This is a genomic window from Thermotoga sp. 38H-to (assembly GCF_011057665.1).
Classification (GTDB): domain Bacteria; phylum Thermotogota; class Thermotogae; order Thermotogales; family Thermotogaceae; genus Thermotoga.
Genome location: NZ_LNFZ01000002.1, coordinates 449,328 through 471,444, shown reverse-complemented (window position 1 = coordinate 471,444; position 22,117 = coordinate 449,328). Strand labels below are relative to the sequence as shown.

Genomic DNA, 22,117 nt, shown 5'->3' with positions numbered 1-22,117 from the left:
CGATGTAGTGGTGGAGGTGCCGGTGGTAGTTGATAAAGAGGGGATACATCCGGAGAAGATAGAGCCTGATCTTACAGACAGGATCAAGAAGTTCTACTTACTTCCGAGGATACTCAGGATGGAGTGGACACTTGAGGCGTTCATATCTGGTGACAGGAGGGTTCTTGAGGAGATCCTCGTCAGGGATCCAAGAACCAGATCCTACGAACAGGCCGTCGCTGTTATTGATGATATCCTTAACCTCCCCTTCAACGAGGAAATGAAGAAGCATTACTCAAAAGTAGGAAAGAATTGATATGGCGCTGTTTGACATGCCTCTGGAGAAATTAAGGTCTTACCTTCCTGAAAGATACGAAGAGGGGGATTTTGACCAGTTCTGGAGAAAAACTCTTGAGGAATCAAAGGGGTTTCCTCTGGATCCTGTTTTTGAAAGAGTAGATTATTTACTTGAGAACGTGGAAGTGTACGATGTCACCTTCTCTGGTTACAAGGGACAAAGGATAAAGGCGTGGTTAATTTTACCGGTTGTCAGGAAAGAGGAGAAACTCCCGTGTGTTGTTCAGTTCATTGGGTACAGAGGAGGAAGGGGATTCCCGTTCGACTGGCTCTTCTGGAGTAGTGCGGGATATGCCAATTTTGTTATGGATACACGAGGCCAGGGAACGAGTAGAACAAAAGGTGACACACCAGATTATTGCGAAGAACCATTGAATCCCCAATTCCCAGGTTTTATGACTCGTGGTATACTGGATCCTAAAACGTATTATTATATATAGACATAAATATGAATTATGGTAAACTATATCTGAAACATCAAACATCTTAAAGGGAGTGATGGGGTTGAAAGCTCACGCCATGGTGCTCGAAAAGTTCAATCAACCTCTTGTATATAAAGAATTCGAGATCTCAGACATTCCACGAGGATCTATTCTGGTTGAAATTCTCTCTGCAGGTGTTTGTGGTTCCGATGTTCACATGTTTCGCGGAGAAGATCCCAGAGTACCTCTTCCCATCATCCTGGGGCACGAGGGTGCAGGAAGAGTTGTCGAAGTGAACGGAGAAAAGAGAGATCTCAATGGAGAACTCCTTAAACCCGGTGATTTGATAGTCTGGAATAGGGGTATCACCTGTGGTGAATGTTACTGGTGTAAGGTGTCAAAAGAACCTTATCTCTGTCCAAATAGAAAGGTCTATGGAATAAACAGGGGATGTTCTGAGTATCCTCACCTCAGAGGATGCTACAGTTCTCACATTGTGCTGGACCCAGAAACAGACGTTTTAAAGGTATCGGAAAAAGACGATCTCGACGTTCTTGCTATGGCGATGTGTTCGGGAGCAACTGCATACCACGCGTTTGATGAGTATCCTGAATCCTTTGCTGGGAAGACCGTTGTTATACAGGGAGCGGGACCTTTGGGATTGTTTGGAGTTGTTATAGCAAGGAGTCTTGGTGCGGAGAATGTGATTGTAATAGCGGGTTCTCCGAACAGGCTGAAACTTGCCGAAGAAATAGGAGCAGATCTCACATTGAACAGAAGAGAAACGAGTGTTGAGGAGAGAAGAAAAGCAATAATGGACATCACACACGGTAGAGGAGCAGATTTTATCCTGGAAGCGACGGGGGACAGCAGAGCACTTCTCGAAGGATCTGAGTTACTGAGAAGAGGAGGATTTTACTCTGTTGCGGGGGTAGCTGTGCCACAGGATCTTGTACCTTTTAAAGTTTACGAATGGCTTGTTTTGAAGAACGCGACTTTCAAGGGAATCTGGGTCAGTGATACTTCACACTTTGTGAAGACGGTTTCAATCACGTCCAAGAATTATCAACTTCTTTCCAAGCTCATCACGCACAGACTTCCTTTGAAAGAGGCAAACAAAGCCCTGGAACTCATGGAATCGAGAGAGGCTTTGAAAGTAATCCTTTATCCGGAGGGATGATCATGGAAGAACTGGCAAAAAAGATTGAAGAAGAGATTTTGAATCACGTGAGAGAGCCTCAGATACCCGATCGGGAGGTTAACCTCCTTGATTTTGGAGCGAGAGGGGATAGAAGAACAGACTGTTCTGAGAGCTTCAAAAGGGCCATAGAAGAACTTTCAAAACAGGGCGGAGGAAGACTGATTGTTCCCGAAGGTGTGTTTCTAACGGGACCAATTCATTTGAAGAGCAATATCGAACTCCACGTGAAGGGAACCATAAAATTCATTCCTGATCCTGAGAGATACCTTCCCGTCGTTCTCACCAGGTTCGAGGGAATCGAACTGTACAATTATTCTCCCCTGGTTTACGCCTTAGATTGTGAGAACGTGGCTATCACCGGAAGTGGGGTTTTGGACGGTTCAGCAGACAACGAACACTGGTGGCCCTGGAAGGGAAAGAAAGATTTCGGATGGAAGGAAGGACTTCCCAACCAGCAGGAGGATGTAAAAAAACTGAAAGAAATGGCCGAGAGAGGAACACCAGTTGAAGAAAGGGTGTTCGGAAAAGGACATTATCTGAGACCGAGTTTTGTTCAGTTTTACAGATGCAGAAATGTTTTGGTAGAGGGTGTGAAGATCATCAACTCTCCTATGTGGTGTGTACATCCGGTTCTCTCTGAAAATGTGATCATAAGAAACATTGAAATTTCAAGCACGGGCCCAAACAATGATGGTATCGATCCTGAATCCTGCAAGTATATGCTCATTGAGAAATGCAGATTCGACACAGGTGATGATTCTGTGGTCATCAAATCGGGGAGAGACGCGGACGGAAGACGAATCGGAGTACCTTCTGAATACATTCTTGTGAGGGATAACCTGGTGATCAGTCAGGCGAGTCATGGTGGACTTGTGATTGGGAGTGAGATGTCTGGTGGTGTGAGAAACGTCGTTGCAAGGAACAACGTCTACATGAATGTGGAAAGGGCTCTCAGGTTGAAAACGAATTCCAGGCGTGGAGGATACATGGAGAACATCTTCTTTATAGACAACGTGGCTATGAACGTTTCAGAAGAGGTGATCAGAATAAATCTCAGATACGATAACGAAGAGGGAGAATATCTTCCTGTAGTCAGAAGCGTTTTTGTTAAGAACCTGAAGGCGACAGGTGGAAAATACGCTGTACGGATTGAGGGTCTGGAGAATGATTATGTAAAAGATATTCTGATATCTGATACTATAATTGAAGGAGCGAAGATCTCTGTTCTTCTTGAGTTCGGTCAGTTGGGGATGGAGAATGTTATCATGAATGGATCAAGATTCGAAAAGCTTTACATCGAAGGTAAAGCTCTGCTGAAATAAAATAGGGAGGTGACGCCGGTGAAATCTCATATTGGTCTCATCGGTCTTGCTGTGATGGGTCAGAATCTTGCACTGAACATTGCGAGGAAAGGCTACAAAGTTTCGGTTTACAACAGAACAGCACAGAGAACGGAGGAATTTGTGAAAAATCGTGTAACGAATGAAGAGATAGAACCTCATTACGATATCGAAAGCTTCGTGAAGTCTCTCGAAAGACCAAGAAAGATAATCTTAATGGTAAAGGCAGGAAAACCCGTGGATGATACGATTTCTCAGCTTCTTCCTCACCTCGAACCAGGTGATTTGATAATAGACGGTGGTAATTCCCATTACATGGATACCGAAAGACGCTTCAAGGAACTCTCTGAAAAGGGAATACTTTTCCTCGGTATGGGAGTTTCTGGTGGTGAGTACGGGGCTCTTCACGGGCCTTCTCTCATGCCTGGGGGAAGTAGAGAAGCGTACAACCTGGTTGAGGAGATTCTTTTGAAAATAGCAGCGAAAACAGAGGATGGACCGTGCTGTACATACGTTGGTGAAAGATCGGCGGGGCACTTTGTGAAGATGGTTCACAACGGAATAGAATACGCCATCATGCAGGCGATAGCGGAAGTTTATCACGTTATGAGAGATGTTTTGAGCCTATCACCTGAAGAAATGTCCAGTATCTTTGAAGAGTGGAACAGAGGGGAACTCAGCTCGTTCCTGGTGGAGATCACCTACAAGATTTTGAGAAAGAAAGATGAAGAAACAGGAAAACCGATGGTCGATGTGATCCTGGACAAGGCAGAACAGAAGGGAACTGGAAAGTGGACATCCCAAGCAGCCCTTGACCTCGGAATACCTACCCCTTCCATAAACCTGGCGGTGGTTGAAAGGGTGATTTCCCATTTCAAAGACAGAAGAACAAGGCTTTCGAAACTGTATAATAAGAGAAGAAGCGCTACTCAGGGTAGCGAGGAATTTTTGAGAGATCTCCGAAACTCTCTCTTCTTTGCCATGTTCATGGCCTTTTCTCAGGGCATGTGGTTGATCGCAGAAGCATCGAAAGAGTTTGGCTATGGGGTGAGCCTCTCGGAGGTGCTCAGAATATGGAAGGGTGGATGTATCATAAGGGCGAAGTTGATAGACACACTCAGAAGGTACATATCTAACGAGAACGCGTATTTGCTGGAGAACGAAGAAGTGATGAATCTATTGAAAGGCAAAATCGATTCTCTAAAGAACATATTGAAGGCGTCCATAGAGAACGAAATCTCTGTTCCTGTTTTGAGTTCCTCTTACAACTACTTCATGAGTCTCACCGAAGAGAGACTGCCGGCGAATCTCATACAGGCTCAAAGAGACTTCTTCGGAGCACACACGTTTGAGAGAGTAGACAGAGAAGGTGTGTTCCACATCAACTGGGAGGAAGGAGAGATAGGATGAAAAAAATCGAAGTGGACCTCGTGAGAACGAAGGTCTACAATCTTCTCAAAGAAATGATACTGAACCACGAATTGAAGCTTGGAGAGAAACTAAACGTGAGAGAACTCTCCGAAAAACTCGGTATTAGCTTTACTCCAGTGCGGGATGCCCTTCTCCAACTTGCAACTGAAGGTCTTGTGAAGGTGGTTCCAAGGGTTGGATTTTTTGTAACCGACGTCGATGAGAAATTCATAAGAGAAACCATAGAGACGAGAATCATGATGGAAGTCTTCTGTCTTGAAAATTACTTCGAAAAAATCTCCCGTTCCAGCGAGCTTCTGGAAATAAAAAATGAAATCGAGGATGTAGAGAAAAGCGCAAAGAGAGAGATTTTCGACGATTCCGATGAAAGACTGCACAAACTCTTTATCAGAGCCTCGGAGAATGATATCATTATCTCTTTGTATGAAAAGATATGGGATCGTATAGACCTCGTAAGGCATCTGAACGAAAGGTACATCGTTTCGAACAGGGAACACAAAGAACTCATAGAGAGAATCATCAGCGGCGATAAAGAAGGTGCCATAGAGAAGTTAAGAGAACACTTGAAAAATGTGGAGGCGGAGACCATAAAGAACCTGTACACGTATGAAAGGAGTTGAGAAAATATGGTCTTGAGAGTGTTCAAAGATCACTTTGGAAGGGGATACGAAGTTTACGAAAAGTCTTATAGAGAAAAGGATTCGCTCTCTTTCTTCTTGACAAAGGGGGAGGAAGGAAAAATTCTAGTGATTGCTGGAGAAAAGGCACCCAAAGGTCTGTCGTTTTTCAAAAAACAGCAGGCGGAGGGTGTTTCATTCTTTTTCTGTGAGAGAAATCATGAGAACCTGGAGGTTCTCAGAAAATACTTTCCAGATCTCAAACCAGTTCGAGCGGGATTGAGAGCGTCTTTTGGAACGGGTGACCGACTTGGTATCACCACACCGGCTCACGTGAAGGCGTTGAAAGATTCGGGGCTTTTTCCCATCTTTGCGCAGCAGTCGGTGAGGGAGAACGAGAGAACAGGAAGGACCTGGAGAGATGTGCTGGACGATGCCACATGGGGAGTTTTCCAAGAGGGATACAATGGGGGATTCGGAGCAGACGCCGATCACGTGAAGCAGCCGGAGGATCTTGTTTCAGCTGCGAGAGAAGGTTTCACCATGTTCACAATCGATCCTTCGGATCATGTGAGGAATCTTTCAAAACTCACCGAAAAGGAAAAAAATGAGAAGTTCGAAGAGATTCTGAGAAGGGAAAGAATCGACAGAATCTATCTCGGTAAGAAATACTTTGTTCTCGGTGAGAGGATCGAATTCGATGAAAAGAATCTCAGAGATGCGGCGCTCGTGTATTACGATGCGATTGCCCATGTAGATATGATGTATCAAATTTTGAAAGATGAAACCTCAGACTTCGATTTCGAAGTCTCGGTTGACGAAACGGAAACTCCCACGAGTCCACTTTTCCACATTTTCGTTGTGGAAGAACTTAGACGAAAAGGTGTGGAGTTCACCAATCTTGCCCTGAGATTCGTCGGTGAATGGGAAAAGGGAATAGACTACAAGGGGGATCTTGTACAGTTCGAGAGAGAAATCAAGATGCACGCTGAGATCTCGAGGATGTTAGAAGGGTACAAAATATCACTCCACTCTGGAAGCGACAAATTTTCCGCGTATCCTGCTTTTGCTTCTGCAACAGGAGGCCTTTTCCACGTGAAGACGGCCGGAACGAGTTATCTCGAGGCGGTAAAGGTCATATCTATGGTTAACCCCGATCTCTTCCGCGAGATCTACAGGTGTGCCCTTGATCGCTTTGAGGAAGACAAAAAGTCCTATCACATATCTGCGGATCTATCGAAAGTTCCGGATGTAGAAAAAATGAAAGATGAAGATCTTCCAACACTCTTTGAGGACATCAACGTGAGACAGTTGATCCACGTCACCTACGGCTCTGTTCTGAAAGATGCGTCTCTGAAAGAACGGCTGTTTAAGACGCTTGAACAAAACGAGGAGCTCTTCTACGAAACTGTGGCAAAACATATAAAAAGACACGTGGATCTGCTGAGGGGGTGAAAGAGGTGTTCGATCTGAAGGGGAGGGTTGCACTTGTAACCGGCGGCTCTCGTGGGTTGGGTTTTGGAATCGCTCAGGGGCTGGCAGAGGCTGGATGTTCAGTGGTCGTTGCAAGCAGAAGTCTGGGGGAAGCGTCAGAAGCGGCTCAAAGGTTGAAAGAAAAATACGGTGTTGAAACGATGGCTTTCCGATGTGATGTCTCAAACTACGAGGAAGTGAGAAAACTTTTGGAAACAGTGAGGGAGAGATTTGGAAGACTCGATACGGTGGTCAACGCTGCTGGAATAAACAGAAGACATCCAGCGGAAGAGTTTCCGCTCGATGAGTTCAGACAGGTGATAGAGGTGAACCTTTTTGGAACCTACTACGTGTGTAGGGAGGCCTTTTCACTCCTAAGAGAATCTGATAATCCCTCTATCATAAACATAGGATCTCTCACCATTGAGGAAGTCACCATGCCCAACATATCCGCGTACGCTGCTTCGAAAGGAGGCATTGCCTCTTTGACGAAAGCCCTGGCAAAGGAGTGGGGAAGGTACGGCATAAGGGTGAATGTGATAGCGCCAGGCTGGTACAGAACCAAGATGACAGAGGCTGTGTTCAGCGATCCAGAAAAACTGGACTACATGTTAAAGAGAATCCCTCTTGGAAGAACAGGTGTTCCAGAAGATCTTAAAGGAGTGGCCATTTTTCTTGCTTCCGAAAAGGCGCGGTATGTAACAGGGCAGATCATCTTCGTGGATGGTGGATGGACCGCAAATTGAAGGAGTGAAAGCATGACGGTGTATCTGGAAGGAGATCCTTTGACCGAAGAGAAGATAAAAGAAGGTCTTTCAGAACTGGTTGAAGATCTTGGAAGAGTGAAAAAAGTGCTGGTGGTGCACACGGATTACACTCGTGTAGATTTCACCCACTTAGTGGCAAAGAACCTCTACAGGTTTCTCCTTGAAAGAGGTCTGAAAGAGTTTCATACGCTCAACGCGAGTGGCACGCACAGGGCGATGAAGGTGGAAGAGTTCGAAAGAAAACTCGGTATCTCAAGGGACGAAAAAGGAGTGTTCTTCCACAACCACGAGTTCTTCAATCCAGAGGCCTTAACGCTTGTTGGAACGCTTCCTTCTGATTTTGTCTCCGAAATGACAGAAGGGGATCTGGAAGAGGAGATACCGATAAAGGTGAATAAACTGCTCTTTGGAGACTTCGATGCGATCTTTTTCATAAACGGTACCGTTCCTCATGAATCAACGGGCTTTTCGGGTGGGTTGAAGATCGTCATTCCTGGTGTTGCCAGCACGGAGGTGGTGGATACCTTCCACTGGGCCGCCGTACTCATGGGCATTCCAAAGCTCATAGGCACGGTGGACAATCCTGCGCGGAAGATCATAAACAGAGCATCGGAGATGATCTTTCGAAAGATCAAAGCAAGATCCTTCACCCTGAACATGGTGTACGAGGAAGAGGAAGAGGTGATTCCAAGGGCTCTCTACATAGACGAAGGATTCGAGGGCTTTCTGAAAGCGTACGAAAAGGCGTGTGAACTCAGTTCTCAACTCCATGTTAAGTACATAGACCGCCCCCTCAAAAGAGCTGTCCAGGTGATTGGAGAAGAATACGACGAGGTCTGGACCGCCGGAAAGGGTTCTTACAAACTCCAAAGGCCCGGTGTGATGGTAAAAGGTGGACAGATCATCATCTACGCACCTCATATAAAGAGATTTCACTCCAATCCTCAAATGGACAGATGGATCAGGGAGATAGGATACCACTGCAAAGACTACGTGAAGTGGTATCTGAAAAAGCATCCCGACTTCAACAAAAACGTTGCAGCGCATGTGATCAACGTGAGGGGAGCTGGAACGTTCGATCCAGAAACGGGAAAGGAAGAGTTCGAGTTCGACGTGATCTTGGCAACCTCCATTCCTGAAGACGAGTGCAGAGCGGTGAACCTGGGCTACATGGACCCCTCGAAGATAAGAAAGGAAGATTTCATGGACGAGGATTCCCTCTGGATAGTGCCGGGAGGAAAGTATCTCTACGATCTGAGGGAGAGGAGAAGATGATAGCGGCCATAGACATTGGAACAGAAAGCGCTCGTCTCATGTTCAAAAGTAACGGTGAGTGGAAGGTTCTGAAGAAGTCCTACAGGATCTTTTTCCCATCTCCAGAGGCAGTGGAGCAGGACCCAAAAGAGATTCTGTCGGCCGTTTACTACCTCTTGAAGCAGATTCCAAAGGAAGGAGACGTTCTCTACGTTGGAATGAGTTCTGTTTTTCACAGTGTGGTTGGGCTCGATGAAGATTTCAATCCGGTAACACCCCTTCTCAACTGGGTGGACAGAAGGTCCTATCGTGAAAAGGAAGAACTCGAAAAGAAATACGGAACCAGGTTCTTCTACGAAAGAACGGCCTGCCCGCTTCATCCGATGTACTGGCCTTCGAAGATTCTCTGGATGAAGAAGAACTCAGATTCAAAGAAGTTCTGTTCGATAAAAGCCTTCATAGTCAACAAACTGACAGGAGAGTTCGTAGAGGAGATTTCCCTTGCATCTGGAACCGGTATGATGAACATACATTCCCTTGAGTGGGACGATGAGATCCTCGGGATCGTGGGAGTGAAGAAAGAAAACCTGCCAGAACTCAAGTCACCTTACGCTCAGTTGAAAGCGAAAGAAGAAGTAGCGAAAGAACTTGGTTTCAGAGAGGTCTATCTGGTCCTCGGCGGTGGAGACGGGGTGATGACGAATGTTGGACTGAACGCTATGGATCCGGATTCTGCCACCGTAACGATCGGAACAAGTGGTGCGTTCCGTGTGGTTCTGGACAGACCCGTGATAGATCGGGAAGGTATCTCCACATGGTGCTATCTGATCGATGAGAAAAACTACGTTCTTGGTGGTGCGATAAACAACGGTGGAATCGTGCTGATGTGGCTGAAAGATGTTATGAAGTTCGACAGTTACGACGAGATCATAGAGGAGGCAAAGAAGTCTTCAATCGGGGCAAACGGTCTTGTTTTCCTTCCCTTCCTAAACGGTGAAAGGGCACCTCACTGGAGAGAAAGGTACAGGGGTGTTCTGGTGGGACTTGCTTCATCTCACAGAAGAAGCGATATCGCCAGGGCGGCGCTTGAAGGAATCTGTTTCAGAATAAAAGACATATACAACGCGGTAAAAAAAGTGGGGAATGTGGATCCTGTTCGGATCGTTGCAACGGGAGGCTTCACCAGTTCGCCTTACTGGGTTCAGCTCCTTGCGGATGTTCTGGGAAAAGATATCACGGTCACAAACGTGGAGAATCCTTCCGCCTTCGGTGCCTACGTGATGGCCCTGAAATCTCTAGGAGAGAGCGTAGAAGAATTCCTTGAAAAGGAAGTCCATGTGGAGCAGGTTTTTCGCTGCGATCCTGAAAGAAACGAAAAATACGAACAACTCTACGATGATTACAGATTTCTCTACGAAAAACTGGTGGACTATTTCTACAGGGAGTAACCAAGACCGGTCATCTTCTTCAGATCCAGTTTTTTTGCTATTTCGTCGATCGGAACGTTCTTTTCCCGAGAGAGAATTTCCAGAGTCTTTCCGATATCCCAGTTTGCCCTCTTCACCGCTTCTGAGACGGCCTCGTAACCGAACATCTTTATCAGCGGTGTGAGGTTCGACACAGAACGTGAGAGATGTTCCTCACACCGCTTTTCGTTTGCCTTTATGTTCACCACGTATTCCGTCAGGGAGCGACAGGCGTTTGTGAGAAGTGTGAGGGACTTGAGTGTGAGATGGACTATGAGTGGGGCGAACTGGTTGAGTTCGAGGTTTCCGAGTGCACATGTGTGGTTCAGTATCGTGTCGTGGCCAAAGACCATGTGGCAGAGCTGCATCACATACTCTGGAACAACCGGATTCACCTTTCCCGGCATGATGGAACTTCCAGCCTGAACCGCCGGCAAAATGAGTTCACCTATCGCCGTGTTTGGCCCACTTCCAAGGAGTCTGATATCGTTTGAGATCTTGTAGAGATTCACAGCAAGGGATTTTAAAAGACCGTGAACCTCCGCAAAGACATCCCAGTTTTGGGTTGCGTCTATGAGGTTTTCCGCCTTGGCGATCTTCACCTTCGTTACTTCTCTTACTTTTTCCACGATCTTCAAGATGTAATCTTTCGGTGCCCCAACTCCAGTTCCGATCGCTGTTCCCCCGATGTTCACGCTTCTTATTCTCTCTTCGACCTTGTGGAGCCTCCATCTGTCCCTTGCGAGGGCATCGGCGAAGGCACCGAACTCCTGTCCAAGCATGATCGGTGGACCATCCATGAGCTGGGTTCTTCCCGGCTTTCTGATGGAGTAGAACTCCTTCTCTTTCTCCTGGATCTTCTCCTGAAGATTTATCACCGCTTCTATGAGTTTTCTCAGTTTCACGATGGTGGCGATCTTCGCACTCGTTGGAAAGGTGTCGTTCGTTGACTGGTGCAAGTTCACGTGATCTATGGGATCGACGAGGTATTCTCCTTTCTTTCCACCGAGTATCTCTGTTGCCCTGTTTGCTATCACCTCGTTTATGTTCATGTTTATCGACGTTCCAGCTCCACCCGAGAGGGGATCCACCAGAACGTGTTCTTTCAACGTTTCCCATTCGTCACAGGCTTTCACAATGGCGTTTCCTGTTCGTTCGTCTAGATAACCGAGTTCCGTGTTCAAAAGGGCACAGGCTTTTTTCACCATGAAGTACGCCCAGATGAAGGTTTCGTCGAGTTTTTCACCGGTGGATGGGAAGTTCATGAGGGCCCTCTTTGTGTGAATTCCATAGTAGGCTTCGTCTTCTATCTCCAGTTCCCCGAGGTAATCGTGTTCCTTTCTCACACCTTCACTTCCTCTCTGAAGGGACGTATCACCCGCTCTAGCACACCGTGAAGGTAAGAGATGGTCACACCGTAGTTCGTCATCGGTATACCGAGTCTTTTTGCCATCCTTACCCTTCTCATCATCGCTGAGCGGTTCAGAACACATCCACCGCAGTGGATGATAAGTTTTGCGTTTTCTATTTCCTCAAGATCAGGAAAATCTTTTCCGGCTATGACCTTGAAGTTGAGCTGCGCTCCCGTGTGGTTCACGAGCCATCTTGGAATCTTCACCCTTCCGATGTCTTCGGTGAGGGGCCTGTGGGTGCAACCTTCCATGATCACGACCGTGTCGCCATCTCTCAACTCTTCTATCTTCTTCACACTCTCAACGAAGTAAGAAAGATCGCCACGGTAGCGTGATTCCACGATCGAGAAGGTGGTGAGTTCCACATCGTCGGGGATGTCGGAGACGACCTTCATCACGGCCTGAGAATCTGTGATCACAAGTTTCGGCTTCATTCCAATGTTCTCCATCACGTACCTGAGTTCTCTTTCCTTCACAACGAGTGCGATGGCTTCCCTGTCCAGAGTCTCTCTTATTGCGTGTACCTGTGGCATGATGAGCCTTCCCTTGGGTGCTCCAAGGTCTATGGGAACAACAAGAATCACAAGATCACCGCCATCTATCAGATCGCCAAGATAGGGAATTTCCTCGTCGTCCGGAAGGATCTCAGAGAGGACTTTCCCTATATCTTCAAAGCCTTCCTTTCGAAGTGCCGAGACAAGGAGCACCCTTGCTTCGTATCGATCCTCGTACAGTCTTTTCAGTTCCATGGCTTTTTCCTTCAGAACATCGATCTTGTTTATCACGACCACAAAAGGAATTTCCATCTCTTTGAAGAGATTTGCAACGTCGTCTTCGTAGGGAGTTGGTGCGCTGTCTGTCACGAGAATTCCACAGTCTGCTCTGTAGAACACCCTCCTTGCCTTCTCTACCCTCAGTCTTCCAAGTTCTCCCACGTCGTCGAGTCCGGGAGTATCCACGAGGGTGACGGGACCGATAGGATGAAGTTCCATGGATTTGTAGACGGGATCGGTCGTAGTTCCCGCATAATCGCTCACGATAGACACGTTCTGACCAACTAAGGCGTTCATGAAAGAGGATTTTCCAACGTTCCTTCTTCCCGCAACAACGATGTATCTTCTGAAACCGGCGTCCGGCAGTCTCACACTATCACCTCTACAAAGAAAAATCCCCTTCGCACAACCGAAGGGGTATTCTCCCCCCTCGGTGTCGGATACCCTCCACCTCAGGTGGGATTGGGCTTTCCAAGTTAATTTTATCACAAATTAACCCTTCTGTTCCAGATACTCCCTGTATCCCATCTCTTCAAGTTTTTTTGCCTTTTCCAGAACTTCCTGTTTCATTTTCTCCTTGTACTCTTTCACCTTCTTTGCGATCTCCGGATACTTGATCCCCAGAATGGACGCTGCGAGTATTCCCGCGTTCTTTGCGTTGTTTATGGCGACGGTGGCAACGGGAACTCCCCCCGGCATCTGAACGATGGATAAAAGAGAGTCAAGACCGTTCAGTGTGGAGGTCTTCACAGGAACACCGATAACGGGAAGATGTGTGATACTTGCCACCATTCCGGGAAGGTGCGCTGCTCCCCCTGCTCCTGCGATGATGACCTCTATACCCCGCTCTTCGGCACTCTTTGCGTACTCGAACATGCGATCCGGAGTTCTGTGGGCGGAAACGATCGTGATCTCGTAATCTATCCCAAACTCCTCGAGGATCTCCGCTGCCTGTTTCATCACAGGAAGGTCAGAATCACTTCCCATGATGATTCCTACCTTTGGCACATCGCTCCCTCCTCCGATACAACCTTCAGGATCTTTTTTGCCTTCAGTGCCTTCTCAAGTGCCCTTTCCACGCTGTCATCGACCACGGTGAAGTGTCCCATCTTCCTGTAAGGTCTTGTTTCTTTTTTTCCATAGAAGTGAAGGGAAAGGCCTTCTATGGCCAGAGCCTCTTCCAGACCCACAAGAACAGGTTTTCCGTAATGCCCTTCTTCACCGAGCAGGTTCACCATCACGGCGGGGATGAGAAGTTTTGTTGACCCAAGCGGCAGGTTCATGATGGCCCTTATGTGCTGTTCAAACTGGCTTGTTACACACGCTTCTATGGTGTAATGGCCGGAGTTGTGCGGGCGTGGTGCGATCTCGTTGACGAGGATCTCACCCTGTTTTGTGAGGAACATCTCGATGCCAAAGATTCCGATACCTTCAAGGGCTTCCACGACACTCACAGCGACATCTCTTGCGATCTTTGTCTCTTTCTCTTCTATTCTGGCGGGTGCTATCACCACATCGCATATGTTCGCATCTTCATCGAAGTACATCTCCACCACAGGATAGCACGCGATCTCTCCCTTTTCGTTTCTTGCCACCATGACAGCGAGTTCCTTTTCTATCTCAACGAATTCCTCGAGGTAGGTCTCACCACTCAAGGCGTTTTCGAGATCTTTTTCGTTTTTTATGATGAACACACCTCTGCCGTCGTATCCTCCTTTTCTCGCCTTTTGAACAACAGGGAAACCGAACTCCCTGACGTCGCTTTCCAGATCCTTCACCGGTTTGTATCTGGGAACTGGGATGCCGTTTTTCTTCAAAAATTCTTTTTGAATGAACTTATCCTGTATGATTTCCAGAGTGTACGGAGAGGGATGTATTCTGTAGCCCTCGTCGTAGAGTTTCTTCAATGTCTGAACGTCGATGTGTTCAAGATCGTAGGTGGTAACATCTGAACCTTTTACCAGATCTTCAATTCTTTCTGAGTCGAAAAAACCTGCGACTATCTGCTCATCCGCCACCTGTCCAGCGGGGCTCCCCGGAGTGGGATCGAGCACGGTCACATAAAACCCCATCTTCTTTGCTTCCAGGGTCATCATCTTTCCGAGTTGGCCACCGCCAATGATGCCGATCTTTTTCACCGACTTCCCTCCTCACCAGCCACCCATGAAGAAGTAGATTTGCCAGTTCTTTTCGTTGAATCTGTAGGCACCGCCAACTTCCACGCTTCCAAGAAGGGGAACGACGAGATCGAGTTTCACTCCTGCTGAGGAGAGAGTGTTCATATTTCCGTTCTCTTCTATTCCGCCGTAGTCGACGAACAGTCCAGTGACGACGGGTACGTTTTCTTTCTGGAGAATCCAGTTCAGATCGGCTGAGAGTTTGAACATCTTTTCAGTCTCGAAGTAGTTGTAACCACGTACCGCGTAAGGTCCGGAAACTTCCAAAAGTTCCGTTCCAATTTCGTTGCGGACCATTCCGCCTGTGCCTTTGAAGCTCCAGAAGAGACTTTCAAAGATCGGATAGTACGCTTCTCCCGAGAGGATGCCCTTCCAGTACTTTTGATCGTCCAGCCCGAAAAGACCCGCGCGCGTCAGGTCGAGCGAGAGGTAGTATCCTTCGGTTGGAAGGATTGCGGAGTTCTTGGTGTTGTATTTGTATCTCGTGAGAATTGCGAGAGTTCCCTTGCTTCCGTCGACCAATGTTTTTTCGTAGATGGGTCCGATACCGAAGGAATGCCCCTTGTACGGAAGAGAAGAGATCAAGCCTTTGAGGCTGATCGTATCGGTGCCGCTGGAGGTGGTGTAATCTGTGTATCCAATCCCCAGTTCAAGGTTCATTGGAACTTCGAATTTGACAGGGAGTTTTACACTTCCTTCAAAGCTCCTTTCGGTGAAACCGAGGTTGAGATTCACAGAGAAGGACTCTCCGTAGCCGAAAGTGTTCACTGCGGAGAACTGAACCATTCCGCTGAAGCCCTGCCACCACTCACCTTCTTTCGGCATGGTCCATCCAATTCCACCTATGAAATTCCTCGTTTTTTCCGCTTCTTTGAGGTCTATCACGACATCCACCTGAGTTGCGCTTGGAGAAAGCTGTGGATATATGTTCACAGAATCGAAGTACCTGCTGTTCTGCAGATAAGAGTAGGTGAGCATGATCTCTTCTTTGTTCAGAGGTTCTCCTTCTTTTATGGTGACCAGGTTCTCCACCACGTAGGGTTTTGTTTTCTTGAGTCCTTCGATTTTAACGGAGCGAACGTATTTCTCGTAGATATCGAACACGAGGCTGTCGTCTTCTACCTTTGCTTCCACCCACGTGTATGGGAAATTGTTCTTCTCGTAAAAATCAACTATTCTGTTCATCGCGAGAAGCACCTGAGAATTCGTGTAGGGCTGATCTGGAGACAACCCGGACGCTTTCAAAAGCTCCTGATCCGTGAAGATCGTGTTACCGTGGAAGAGAATCTCTTTGAAAGCTTTCTCTCCTTCAAACAGTCTTCTCTGCACTACATTGACCACCATGATTACGACGTTTTTTTCTTCGATGTCCTTCACCGTGGTTTTCTTGAAGTCAACCGTTGTTTCTTTCGAGAAGAACGGGTAGGAATTTATAACTGAGATGAGGTTGTTTATATCGGAGTACTTTGGATAGAAATCTTTCTTGCTCATGGTGAAAAACCTCACCAGTGGAGAGGAAGAATAGAAGTCTCTCAGGGTTTTTATCTTCGCTTTCGAAAGGATGGAAACGAAATCAAGGCCATCCACTTCTCCGTTGAAAACGATATCCCAAAGAGCGTATTCTTTCACAACGATTTTATAAGTACCGTCTTCAAAGTTTCCGTTTATCTCCACAAGAAAGTATCCCGCTTCCTGATACTTGTTTCTCATAGCTTCGAACGTTTCTTTCAAAAGGTTCACGTTCAACGGCATGCCTTTCTCGATTTTAACGAGCTCTTCGAGTTCTTTTTTGTCCACCAGACCAGGGCCCTCTATTTCCAGTTTCCAATCTTTGACAACTGGATTTTCCTCCAGTGAGACGACAAGTCTGTAGCCCACATCAGCTGGTTCCAGAGAGGGTGTTAGAGAGGAGAAATATCCAAGGTTGAAGACTTTTTTCAGATACTCCTGAATTTCATCGGATGATACCTCTCCGAAGAGTTTTCCGACTTTTTGAACTATGAATTCGGAATTGAGTGTGTTCAATCCCTTGAAATCGACTTCTGAGATGTAAATTGCCATCGCGGAAACAGCCAGCAGAACCATCAGAAGAACCAGTTCTTTCTTCATACCTGTACCTCCTTCAGGATATCTCCTTTATAAGCATACTTGAGAAATGCCTCAAAAGTCCAGGGACACTTCTCTTTGAAAATTCTCGCGATTGCCAGAGCGTACTGTTGAATTTCCCACTGAGCGTGAGAATCTGCCCTCAGGTTCAAAAAGTTCATGAGACTTCTTGCGTTCACAGTCCAGAAAAACCTCGTGTACAGATTCAGAGGGAGAACTATCCTCGCTACTTCTCGAGGAACACCGCTTTCTATCAACTCCAGATACGTTCGATACGCTTTATCGACTATTTCTGAGATCTTCTCCGTCACCCGTTCGGGAGGGATGGTCGTTTTGTACCCTTCCAGGCGTTCGGGAGAGGGAATGTAGAATTCGTAGGAGAGCTTCGAGTATCTGCCGCTCAGTTCGTTGTAAGAAGCGATCCTGTGTCTGAACCACTGCCTCGCCACGAATATAGGGGCTTTCACGTGGAAAGTGAAGACAATATGTTCGAAAGGTGTCTCGTGACCGTGTTTCATGAGATATTCGATGAGATGTCTATCCCTTTCTTCGTCTTTCAAACCCATATCGAAAGAAACGCGGGCAGCCCGTACAGCGGAGAGGTCGTTTCCCATCACATCCACAAGTTCAACGAATCCTTTGTCCAAGATATCGATCTTCATCGATATCCTCCCTTCCGGAGAGTGCTCGTTGTTGGAGGGTGCCGGTCTTTTATAACAATACTAACATATAAGCTTAGAGGGCTGAAGTTTTCAGCCCTCCTTTTTGGTCATGATCTTGACAATCGTTTTTTCGATCCGTTCTCGGTCTATCTTATTTCCGTCCTTTAAAATCTTCAGAGCGGCTTTTATCACGAGAATTCTCGGATATTTTACGAGCATTTCCTTGATGGGATCTTTCTTCATGCTGATCACACTCCTTGACAACGGGGTTTTGTTAGAATATAATCTGATAGCGGTGTGGGCTCGTAGCTCAGTTGGCAGAGCGCCCGGCTCATAACCGGGTGGTCGGGGGTTCGAATCCTCCCGAGCCCACCAGTTCCTGAAGGAGAGCACGGCTCTCCTTATTATTTTAACACATCGTTCAAAGATGTTCGAGGTTGACAAAGAAAAGCTCTGATAGTAAAATTAATGAACGGTCTTGGGCGGCGTAGCTCAGCGGCGAGAGCGGGTGATTCATAATCACCGTGTCGTGGGTTCGAGTCCCACCGCCGCCATAGGTCATCGGAAAGGGAATAGGGCCAGCGTAGCTCAACCGGTAGAGCGACTGATTTGTAATCAGTAGGTTGTGGGTTCGAGTCCCACCGCTGGCTCCAAGAGTATGTGGTGGGGTGCCCGAGCGGCCAAAGGGGGCGGACTGTAAATCCGCTGGCAGAATGCCTTCGGAGGTTCAAATCCTCCCCCCACCACCAGATTTCTTTGAGAAAGGGTGGAAGATATGCGAGTGAAAGTAGCTCTGAAATGTTCTCAGTGTGGTAACAAGAATTATTACACCACAAAGAACAAAGATAAAAGAGCAAAACTTGAAGTGAGAAAGTACTGCCCAAAGTGCAATGCCCACACGATTCATACCGAAACGAAAGCGTAATCGCAGGGCCGTAGCTCAACTGGTAGAGCGCCGGTCTCCAAAACCGGTGGTTGCGGGTTCGAGTCCTGCCGGCCCTGCCATTTTGTGGTGCGAGGGGGCATGAAAGGTGGAAAAACTTCGAAAATTCTTCAGAGAAGTGATCGCCGAGGCAAAGAAAGTCTCTTGGCCCTCCCGAAAAGAGTTACTCACTTCTTTTGGTGTTGTTCTCGTGATACTCGCTGTTACAAGCGTTTATTTTTTTGTGCTTGATTTCATATTCTCAGGAGTTGTGAGTGCGATTTTCAAAGCGTTGGGAATAGGATAAGGTGATAGGTGATGAAGAAAAATTGGTACATAGTGCTCACCATGTCTGGTTACGAAGAAAGAGTTAAAGAAAATATCGAAAAGAAAATTGAAGCCACCGGAATCAAAAATCTGGTGGGGCGTATTGTTATTCCTGAAGAGGTAGTTCTGGACGCCACCAGTCCTTCTGAAAGACTAATACTTTCTCCGAAGGCAAAATTACACGTAAGCAACGGAAAAGATATTAACAAAGGGAATTTGATAGCCGAAGAGCCTCCTATTTATGCTCGAAGAAGCGGTGTGATTGTCGACGTGAAGAACGTCAGAAAGATCGTCGTAGAAACCATCGATAGGAAATATACGAAGACGTATTACATTCCTGAATCCGCGGGAATCGAGCCGGGTTTGAGGGTTGGAACGAAAGTGAAACAAGGACTACCGCTTTCAAAAAGTGAAGAGTACATCTGCGAGTTGGATGGAAAGATCGTTGAGATAGAGCGAATGAAAAAAGTGGTTGTTCAGACATCCGACGGTGAGCAGGACGTTTATTACATTCCCTTGGATGTTTTCGACAGGGATAGGATAAAAAAAGGAAAAGAAGTGAAACAGGGGGAAATGCTAGCAGAAACCAGGAAATTTTTTGCCAGGATTTCAGGAAGAGTTGAGGTGGTGGATTATTTAACAAGAAAAGAGATCAGAATTTACAAGACGAAAAGAAGAAAACTCTTCCCTGGTTATGTGTTCGTGGAAATGATCATGAACGATGAAGCCTACAACTTTGTTCGTTCCGTGCCATACGTGATGGGGTTTGTTAGTTCAGGTGGACAACCTATTCCCGTAAAGGATAGAGAAATGAGACCTATTTTGAGACTTGCGGGACTCGAAGAGTACGAAGAGAAGAAGAAGCCTGTGAAGGTCGAGATCGGTTTTAAGATTGGAGATATGGTGAAGATAATAAGCGGTCCTTTCGAAGACTTCGCGGGTGTTATAAAGGAAATCGATCCGGAGAGACAGGAATTGAAGGTAAACGTAACTATATTCGGGCGTGAGACTCCTGTTGTACTTCATATTTCTGAAGTCGAGAAAATCGAGTGAGAAAACGTGGGAGGAGAAATCCGCACCACGCATAAGGAGGTTCGAGCATGGCAAAGAAAGTAGCGGCTCAGATTAAATTACAACTGCCTGCAGGAAAAGCTACGCCGGCGCCACCTGTTGGACCTGCTCTAGGTCAGCACGGCGTAAACATCATGGAATTTTGTAAAAGGTTCAATGCCGAAACCGCAGATAAAGCAGGCATGATTCTTCCTGTTGTTATAACGGTGTACGAAGATAAGTCGTTCACCTTTATCATCAAAACACCGCCTGCTTCCTTCCTTCTCATGAAAGCGGCAGGTTTAGAGAAAGGTTCTTCTGAACCAAAGAGAAAGATTGTTGGAAAGGTTACCAGAAAACAGATCGAAGAGATAGCGAAAACGAAGATGCCAGACCTGAACGCAAACAGTTTGGAAGCGGCTATGAAGATCATCGAGGGAACCGCTAAGAGCATGGGAATAGAAGTGGTGGATTGAAGTAACGGAAAGGAGGAGGCGCAATGCCGAAGCACTCCAAGAGGTATCTTGAAGCAAAGAAACTCGTAGATAGAACGAAATATTACGATCTTGACGAGGCTATAGAACTCGTTAAAAAAACTGCCACAGCGAAATTCGATGAAACGATAGAACTCCACATTCAAACTGGAATAGACTACAGGAAACCTGAGCAGCACATCAGAGGAACTGTCGTGCTTCCACACGGAACGGGTAAGGAAGTCAGGGTTCTGGTGTTCGCCAAGGGAGAAAAGGCGAAAGAGGCATTGGAAGCGGGTGCCGATTACGTAGGAGCTGAGGATCTTGTGGAAAAAATAGAAAAGGAAGGTTTTCTCGATTTCGATGTTGCAATAGCCACGCCTGATATGATGAGAGTAATTGGAAGACTCGGAAAGATTTTGGGACCAAGAGGTTTGATGCCGTCACCCAAATCCGGAACGGTGACTCAGGAGGTAGCGGAGGCGGTTAAAGAATTCAAAAAAGGAAGAATTGAAGTCAGAACGGACAAAACTGGGAACATTCACATACCCGTTGGTAAAAGGAGTTTTGACAACGAAAAATTGAAGGAAAACATAATTTCAGCTGTAAGACAGATCATGCAGATGAAACCCGCAGGTGTGAAAGGACAGTTCATTAAAAAAGCGGTTTTGTCTTCTACAATGGGACCCGGTATAAAGTTGAATCTTCAGAGCCTGTTGAAAGAGTAAAGCAATCGAAAACTCAATAAGACGCCGTAGATGGCAGGGCCCATGGGGTTAAAGATCCTGCCGGAGGCGTCCCAGAAAGGTTCTATGACCTTTTTGTGGACCCTCCGGGGTCCACAAAATTTTTTTGGGAGGTGAATCCTTTGCTGACCAGGCAACAGAAAGAACTCATAGTTAAAGAAATGAGTGAAATATTCAAAAAGACATCGCTGATACTCTTTGCCGATTTTCTAGGTTTCACGGTAGCTGATCTCACCGAACTTCGTTCCAGATTGAGAGAAAAGTACGGAGATGGAGCAAGATTCAAGGTCGTGAAAAATACTCTCTTGAATCTCGCTCTCAAGAACGCTGAATACGAGGGCTACGAAGAATTTCTCAAAGGCCCCACAGCTGTGCTTTACGTCACGGAAGGGGATCCTGTGGAGGCTGTCAAGATAGTTTACAACTTTTACAAGGATAAGAAAGTGGATCTTTCGAGGCTCAAGGGTGGTTTCCTCGAGGGAAAGAAATTCACGGCAGAAGAAGTGGAAAACATCGCGAAACTCCCATCCAAAGAAGAGCTCTACGCTATGCTCGTTGGTCGCGTGAAAGCTCCAATTACCGGTCTTGTGTTTGTTCTGAGTGGTATTTTGAGGAATCTCGTGTATGTGCTCAATGCCATTAAAGAGAAAAAATCCGAATGATGGAGGTGTTTGAAGATGACGATTGATGAAATCATCGAAGCGATTGAGAAACTCACAGTTTCAGAGCTCGCAGAGCTTGTGAAGAAGCTTGAAGACAAATTTGGAGTGACTGCTGCTGCTCCTGTGGCCGTCGCTGCCGCTCCAATTGCCGGAGCCGCTGCCGGTGCTGCTCAGGAAGAGAAAACAGAATTTGACGTTGTTCTGAAGAGCTTCGGTCAGAACAAGATTCAAGTCATCAAGGTTGTCAGAGAAATCACCGGACTCGGTCTCAAGGAAGCCAAGGATCTCGTTGAAAAAGCCGGTTCACCCGACGCAATCATTAAGAGCGGTGTTTCCAAACAGGAAGCAGAAGATATCAAGAAAAAGCTTGAAGAAGCTGGCGCTGAGGTGGAACTGAAGTAAATTTTCGTTTGTGAAAAAAGAATGTTTCAACCCTGTACCGCATCTTGCCGGTACAGGGTTTTTGTGTTTTAATAAATAGAGTGTGGTACGAACGTTCT

The 22,117-nt window shown here is 46.6% G+C and carries 22 protein-coding genes, 5 tRNA genes and 2 pseudogenes; 22 read left to right on the top strand and 7 right to left on the bottom strand.

All coding sequences use genetic code 11. From position 1 onward, the window contains the following. The 10 genes and pseudogenes from AS158_RS06450 to AS158_RS06405 all read left to right on the top strand — a co-directional run. Positions 1–295 (top strand): annotated as a pseudogene (locus AS158_RS06450) (alpha-glucosidase/alpha-galactosidase); the annotation flags it as partial. Position 296: 1 nt separating this feature from the next. After that, positions 297–770 (top strand): annotated as a pseudogene (locus tag AS158_RS06445) (acetylxylan esterase); the annotation flags it as partial. 64 nt (positions 771–834) lie between these two features. Beyond that, entirely contained in the window at positions 835–1,938 is a 1,104-nt protein-coding gene (locus AS158_RS06440) for a zinc-binding dehydrogenase (protein WP_038050746.1), read from the top strand. After that, positions 1,935–3,281 (top strand): exopolygalacturonase PelB, encoded by a 1,347-nt coding sequence (gene pelB, locus AS158_RS06435; protein ID WP_081501860.1) that lies wholly within the window; start codon positions 1,935–1,937, stop codon positions 3,279–3,281. Before AS158_RS06440 ends, pelB begins: the two co-directional genes overlap by 4 nt. A gap of 18 nt (positions 3,282–3,299) precedes the next feature. Continuing rightward, complete coding sequence (gene gndA / locus AS158_RS06430) at positions 3,300–4,709, top strand: NADP-dependent phosphogluconate dehydrogenase (protein WP_165304744.1); 1,410 nt, start codon at positions 3,300–3,302, stop codon at positions 4,707–4,709. Then, complete coding sequence (locus tag AS158_RS06425) at positions 4,706–5,350, top strand: GntR family transcriptional regulator (RefSeq protein WP_165304743.1); 645 nt, start codon at positions 4,706–4,708, stop codon at positions 5,348–5,350. The genes gndA and AS158_RS06425 overlap by 4 nt, the downstream gene beginning before the upstream one ends. Before the next feature lie 6 nt (positions 5,351–5,356). Next, positions 5,357–6,802, top strand: coding sequence for a D-tagaturonate epimerase UxaE (gene uxaE / locus AS158_RS06420; protein ID WP_008192064.1), 1,446 nt, complete (start codon positions 5,357–5,359; stop codon positions 6,800–6,802). Between the two features lie 5 nt (positions 6,803–6,807). Next, the gene (locus AS158_RS06415; protein WP_008192065.1) at positions 6,808–7,566 is read left to right on the top strand and encodes an SDR family oxidoreductase; all 759 of its coding nucleotides are present in this window, start codon (positions 6,808–6,810) and stop codon (positions 7,564–7,566) included. 12 nt (positions 7,567–7,578) lie between these two features. Next, on the top strand, positions 7,579–8,862 hold the full coding sequence (locus AS158_RS06410; RefSeq protein WP_008192071.1) for a lactate racemase domain-containing protein: 1,284 nt from the start codon (positions 7,579–7,581) through the stop codon (positions 8,860–8,862). After that, on the top strand, positions 8,859–10,289 hold the full coding sequence (locus AS158_RS06405; RefSeq protein ID WP_008192074.1) for a gluconokinase: 1,431 nt from the start codon (positions 8,859–8,861) through the stop codon (positions 10,287–10,289). Before AS158_RS06410 ends, AS158_RS06405 begins: the two co-directional genes overlap by 4 nt. Here AS158_RS06405 and AS158_RS06400 read toward each other — a convergent pair. From AS158_RS06400 to AS158_RS06370, 7 genes are all read right to left on the bottom strand, one after another. Beyond that, positions 10,277–11,653, bottom strand: coding sequence for an aspartate ammonia-lyase (locus tag AS158_RS06400; RefSeq protein ID WP_165304742.1), 1,377 nt, complete (start codon positions 11,651–11,653; stop codon positions 10,277–10,279). The two genes, AS158_RS06405 and AS158_RS06400, sit on opposite strands and share 13 nt — an antisense overlap. Then, entirely contained in the window at positions 11,650–12,864 is a 1,215-nt protein-coding gene (hydF, locus tag AS158_RS06395) for a [FeFe] hydrogenase H-cluster maturation GTPase HydF (protein ID WP_165304741.1), read from the bottom strand. Before hydF ends, AS158_RS06400 begins: the two co-directional genes overlap by 4 nt. A 120-nt stretch (positions 12,865–12,984) precedes the next feature. After that, entirely contained in the window at positions 12,985–13,500 is a 516-nt protein-coding gene (gene purE, locus AS158_RS06390; protein WP_008192081.1) for a 5-(carboxyamino)imidazole ribonucleotide mutase, read from the bottom strand. Next, the gene (gene purK, locus AS158_RS06385; protein WP_165304740.1) at positions 13,488–14,630 is read right to left on the bottom strand and encodes a 5-(carboxyamino)imidazole ribonucleotide synthase; all 1,143 of its coding nucleotides are present in this window, start codon (positions 14,628–14,630) and stop codon (positions 13,488–13,490) included. The genes purE and purK overlap by 13 nt, the downstream gene beginning before the upstream one ends. Positions 14,631–14,642: 12 nt before the next feature. Further along, positions 14,643–16,778: an outer membrane protein assembly factor gene (locus AS158_RS06380; RefSeq protein WP_008192085.1), complete on the bottom strand. Its 2,136-nt coding sequence runs from the start codon at positions 16,776–16,778 to the stop codon at positions 14,643–14,645. Beyond that, the gene (gene thyX, locus AS158_RS06375; protein ID WP_004081517.1) at positions 16,775–17,437 is read right to left on the bottom strand and encodes an FAD-dependent thymidylate synthase; all 663 of its coding nucleotides are present in this window, start codon (positions 17,435–17,437) and stop codon (positions 16,775–16,777) included. The genes AS158_RS06380 and thyX overlap by 4 nt, the downstream gene beginning before the upstream one ends. 90 nt (positions 17,438–17,527) lie before the next feature. Further along, a complete protein-coding gene (locus tag AS158_RS06370; RefSeq protein ID WP_004081516.1) occupies positions 17,528–17,680 on the bottom strand; it encodes a hypothetical protein in 153 nt (50 codons plus the stop codon). Between the two features lie 56 nt (positions 17,681–17,736). On the opposite strand from AS158_RS06370, the gene AS158_RS06365 reads away from it, so the two are divergent. The 12 genes from AS158_RS06365 to rplL all read left to right on the top strand — a co-directional run bounded on the left by AS158_RS06365 (position 17,737) and on the right by rplL (position 22,019). After that, positions 17,737–17,812: transfer RNA gene (locus tag AS158_RS06365), tRNA-Met, on the top strand. A 106-nt stretch (positions 17,813–17,918) separates the two neighbouring features. Continuing rightward, a tRNA-Met gene (locus AS158_RS06360) sits at positions 17,919–17,991 on the top strand. 23 nt (positions 17,992–18,014) lie between these two features. Beyond that, a tRNA-Thr gene (locus AS158_RS06355) sits at positions 18,015–18,090 on the top strand. Positions 18,091–18,099: 9 nt separating this feature from the next. After that, positions 18,100–18,186: transfer RNA gene (locus tag AS158_RS06350), tRNA-Tyr, on the top strand. 26 nt (positions 18,187–18,212) lie between these two features. After that, complete coding sequence (rpmG, locus tag AS158_RS06345; RefSeq protein WP_165304739.1) at positions 18,213–18,362, top strand: 50S ribosomal protein L33; 150 nt, start codon at positions 18,213–18,215, stop codon at positions 18,360–18,362. Between the two features lie 4 nt (positions 18,363–18,366). Then, positions 18,367–18,442: transfer RNA gene (locus AS158_RS06340), tRNA-Trp, on the top strand. Positions 18,443–18,468: 26 nt separating this feature from the next. Continuing rightward, positions 18,469–18,666, top strand: coding sequence for a preprotein translocase subunit SecE (gene secE / locus AS158_RS06335; RefSeq protein ID WP_165304738.1), 198 nt, complete (start codon positions 18,469–18,471; stop codon positions 18,664–18,666). Between the two features lie 11 nt (positions 18,667–18,677). Beyond that, positions 18,678–19,739 (top strand): transcription termination/antitermination protein NusG, encoded by a 1,062-nt coding sequence (gene nusG / locus AS158_RS06330; protein WP_165304737.1) that lies wholly within the window; start codon positions 18,678–18,680, stop codon positions 19,737–19,739. Between the two features lie 47 nt (positions 19,740–19,786). Continuing rightward, positions 19,787–20,212 (top strand): 50S ribosomal protein L11, encoded by a 426-nt coding sequence (rplK, locus tag AS158_RS06325; protein ID WP_165304736.1) that lies wholly within the window; start codon positions 19,787–19,789, stop codon positions 20,210–20,212. Between the two features lie 23 nt (positions 20,213–20,235). Beyond that, positions 20,236–20,937 (top strand): 50S ribosomal protein L1, encoded by a 702-nt coding sequence (gene rplA / locus AS158_RS06320; RefSeq protein WP_165304735.1) that lies wholly within the window; start codon positions 20,236–20,238, stop codon positions 20,935–20,937. A 140-nt stretch (positions 20,938–21,077) separates the two neighbouring features. After that, positions 21,078–21,617: a 50S ribosomal protein L10 gene (gene rplJ / locus AS158_RS06315; protein ID WP_165304734.1), complete on the top strand. Its 540-nt coding sequence runs from the start codon at positions 21,078–21,080 to the stop codon at positions 21,615–21,617. Positions 21,618–21,632: 15 nt separating this feature from the next. Beyond that, entirely contained in the window at positions 21,633–22,019 is a 387-nt protein-coding gene (gene rplL / locus AS158_RS06310) for a 50S ribosomal protein L7/L12 (RefSeq protein WP_165304733.1), read from the top strand. The last annotated feature ends 98 nt before the right edge of the window (positions 22,020–22,117 follow it).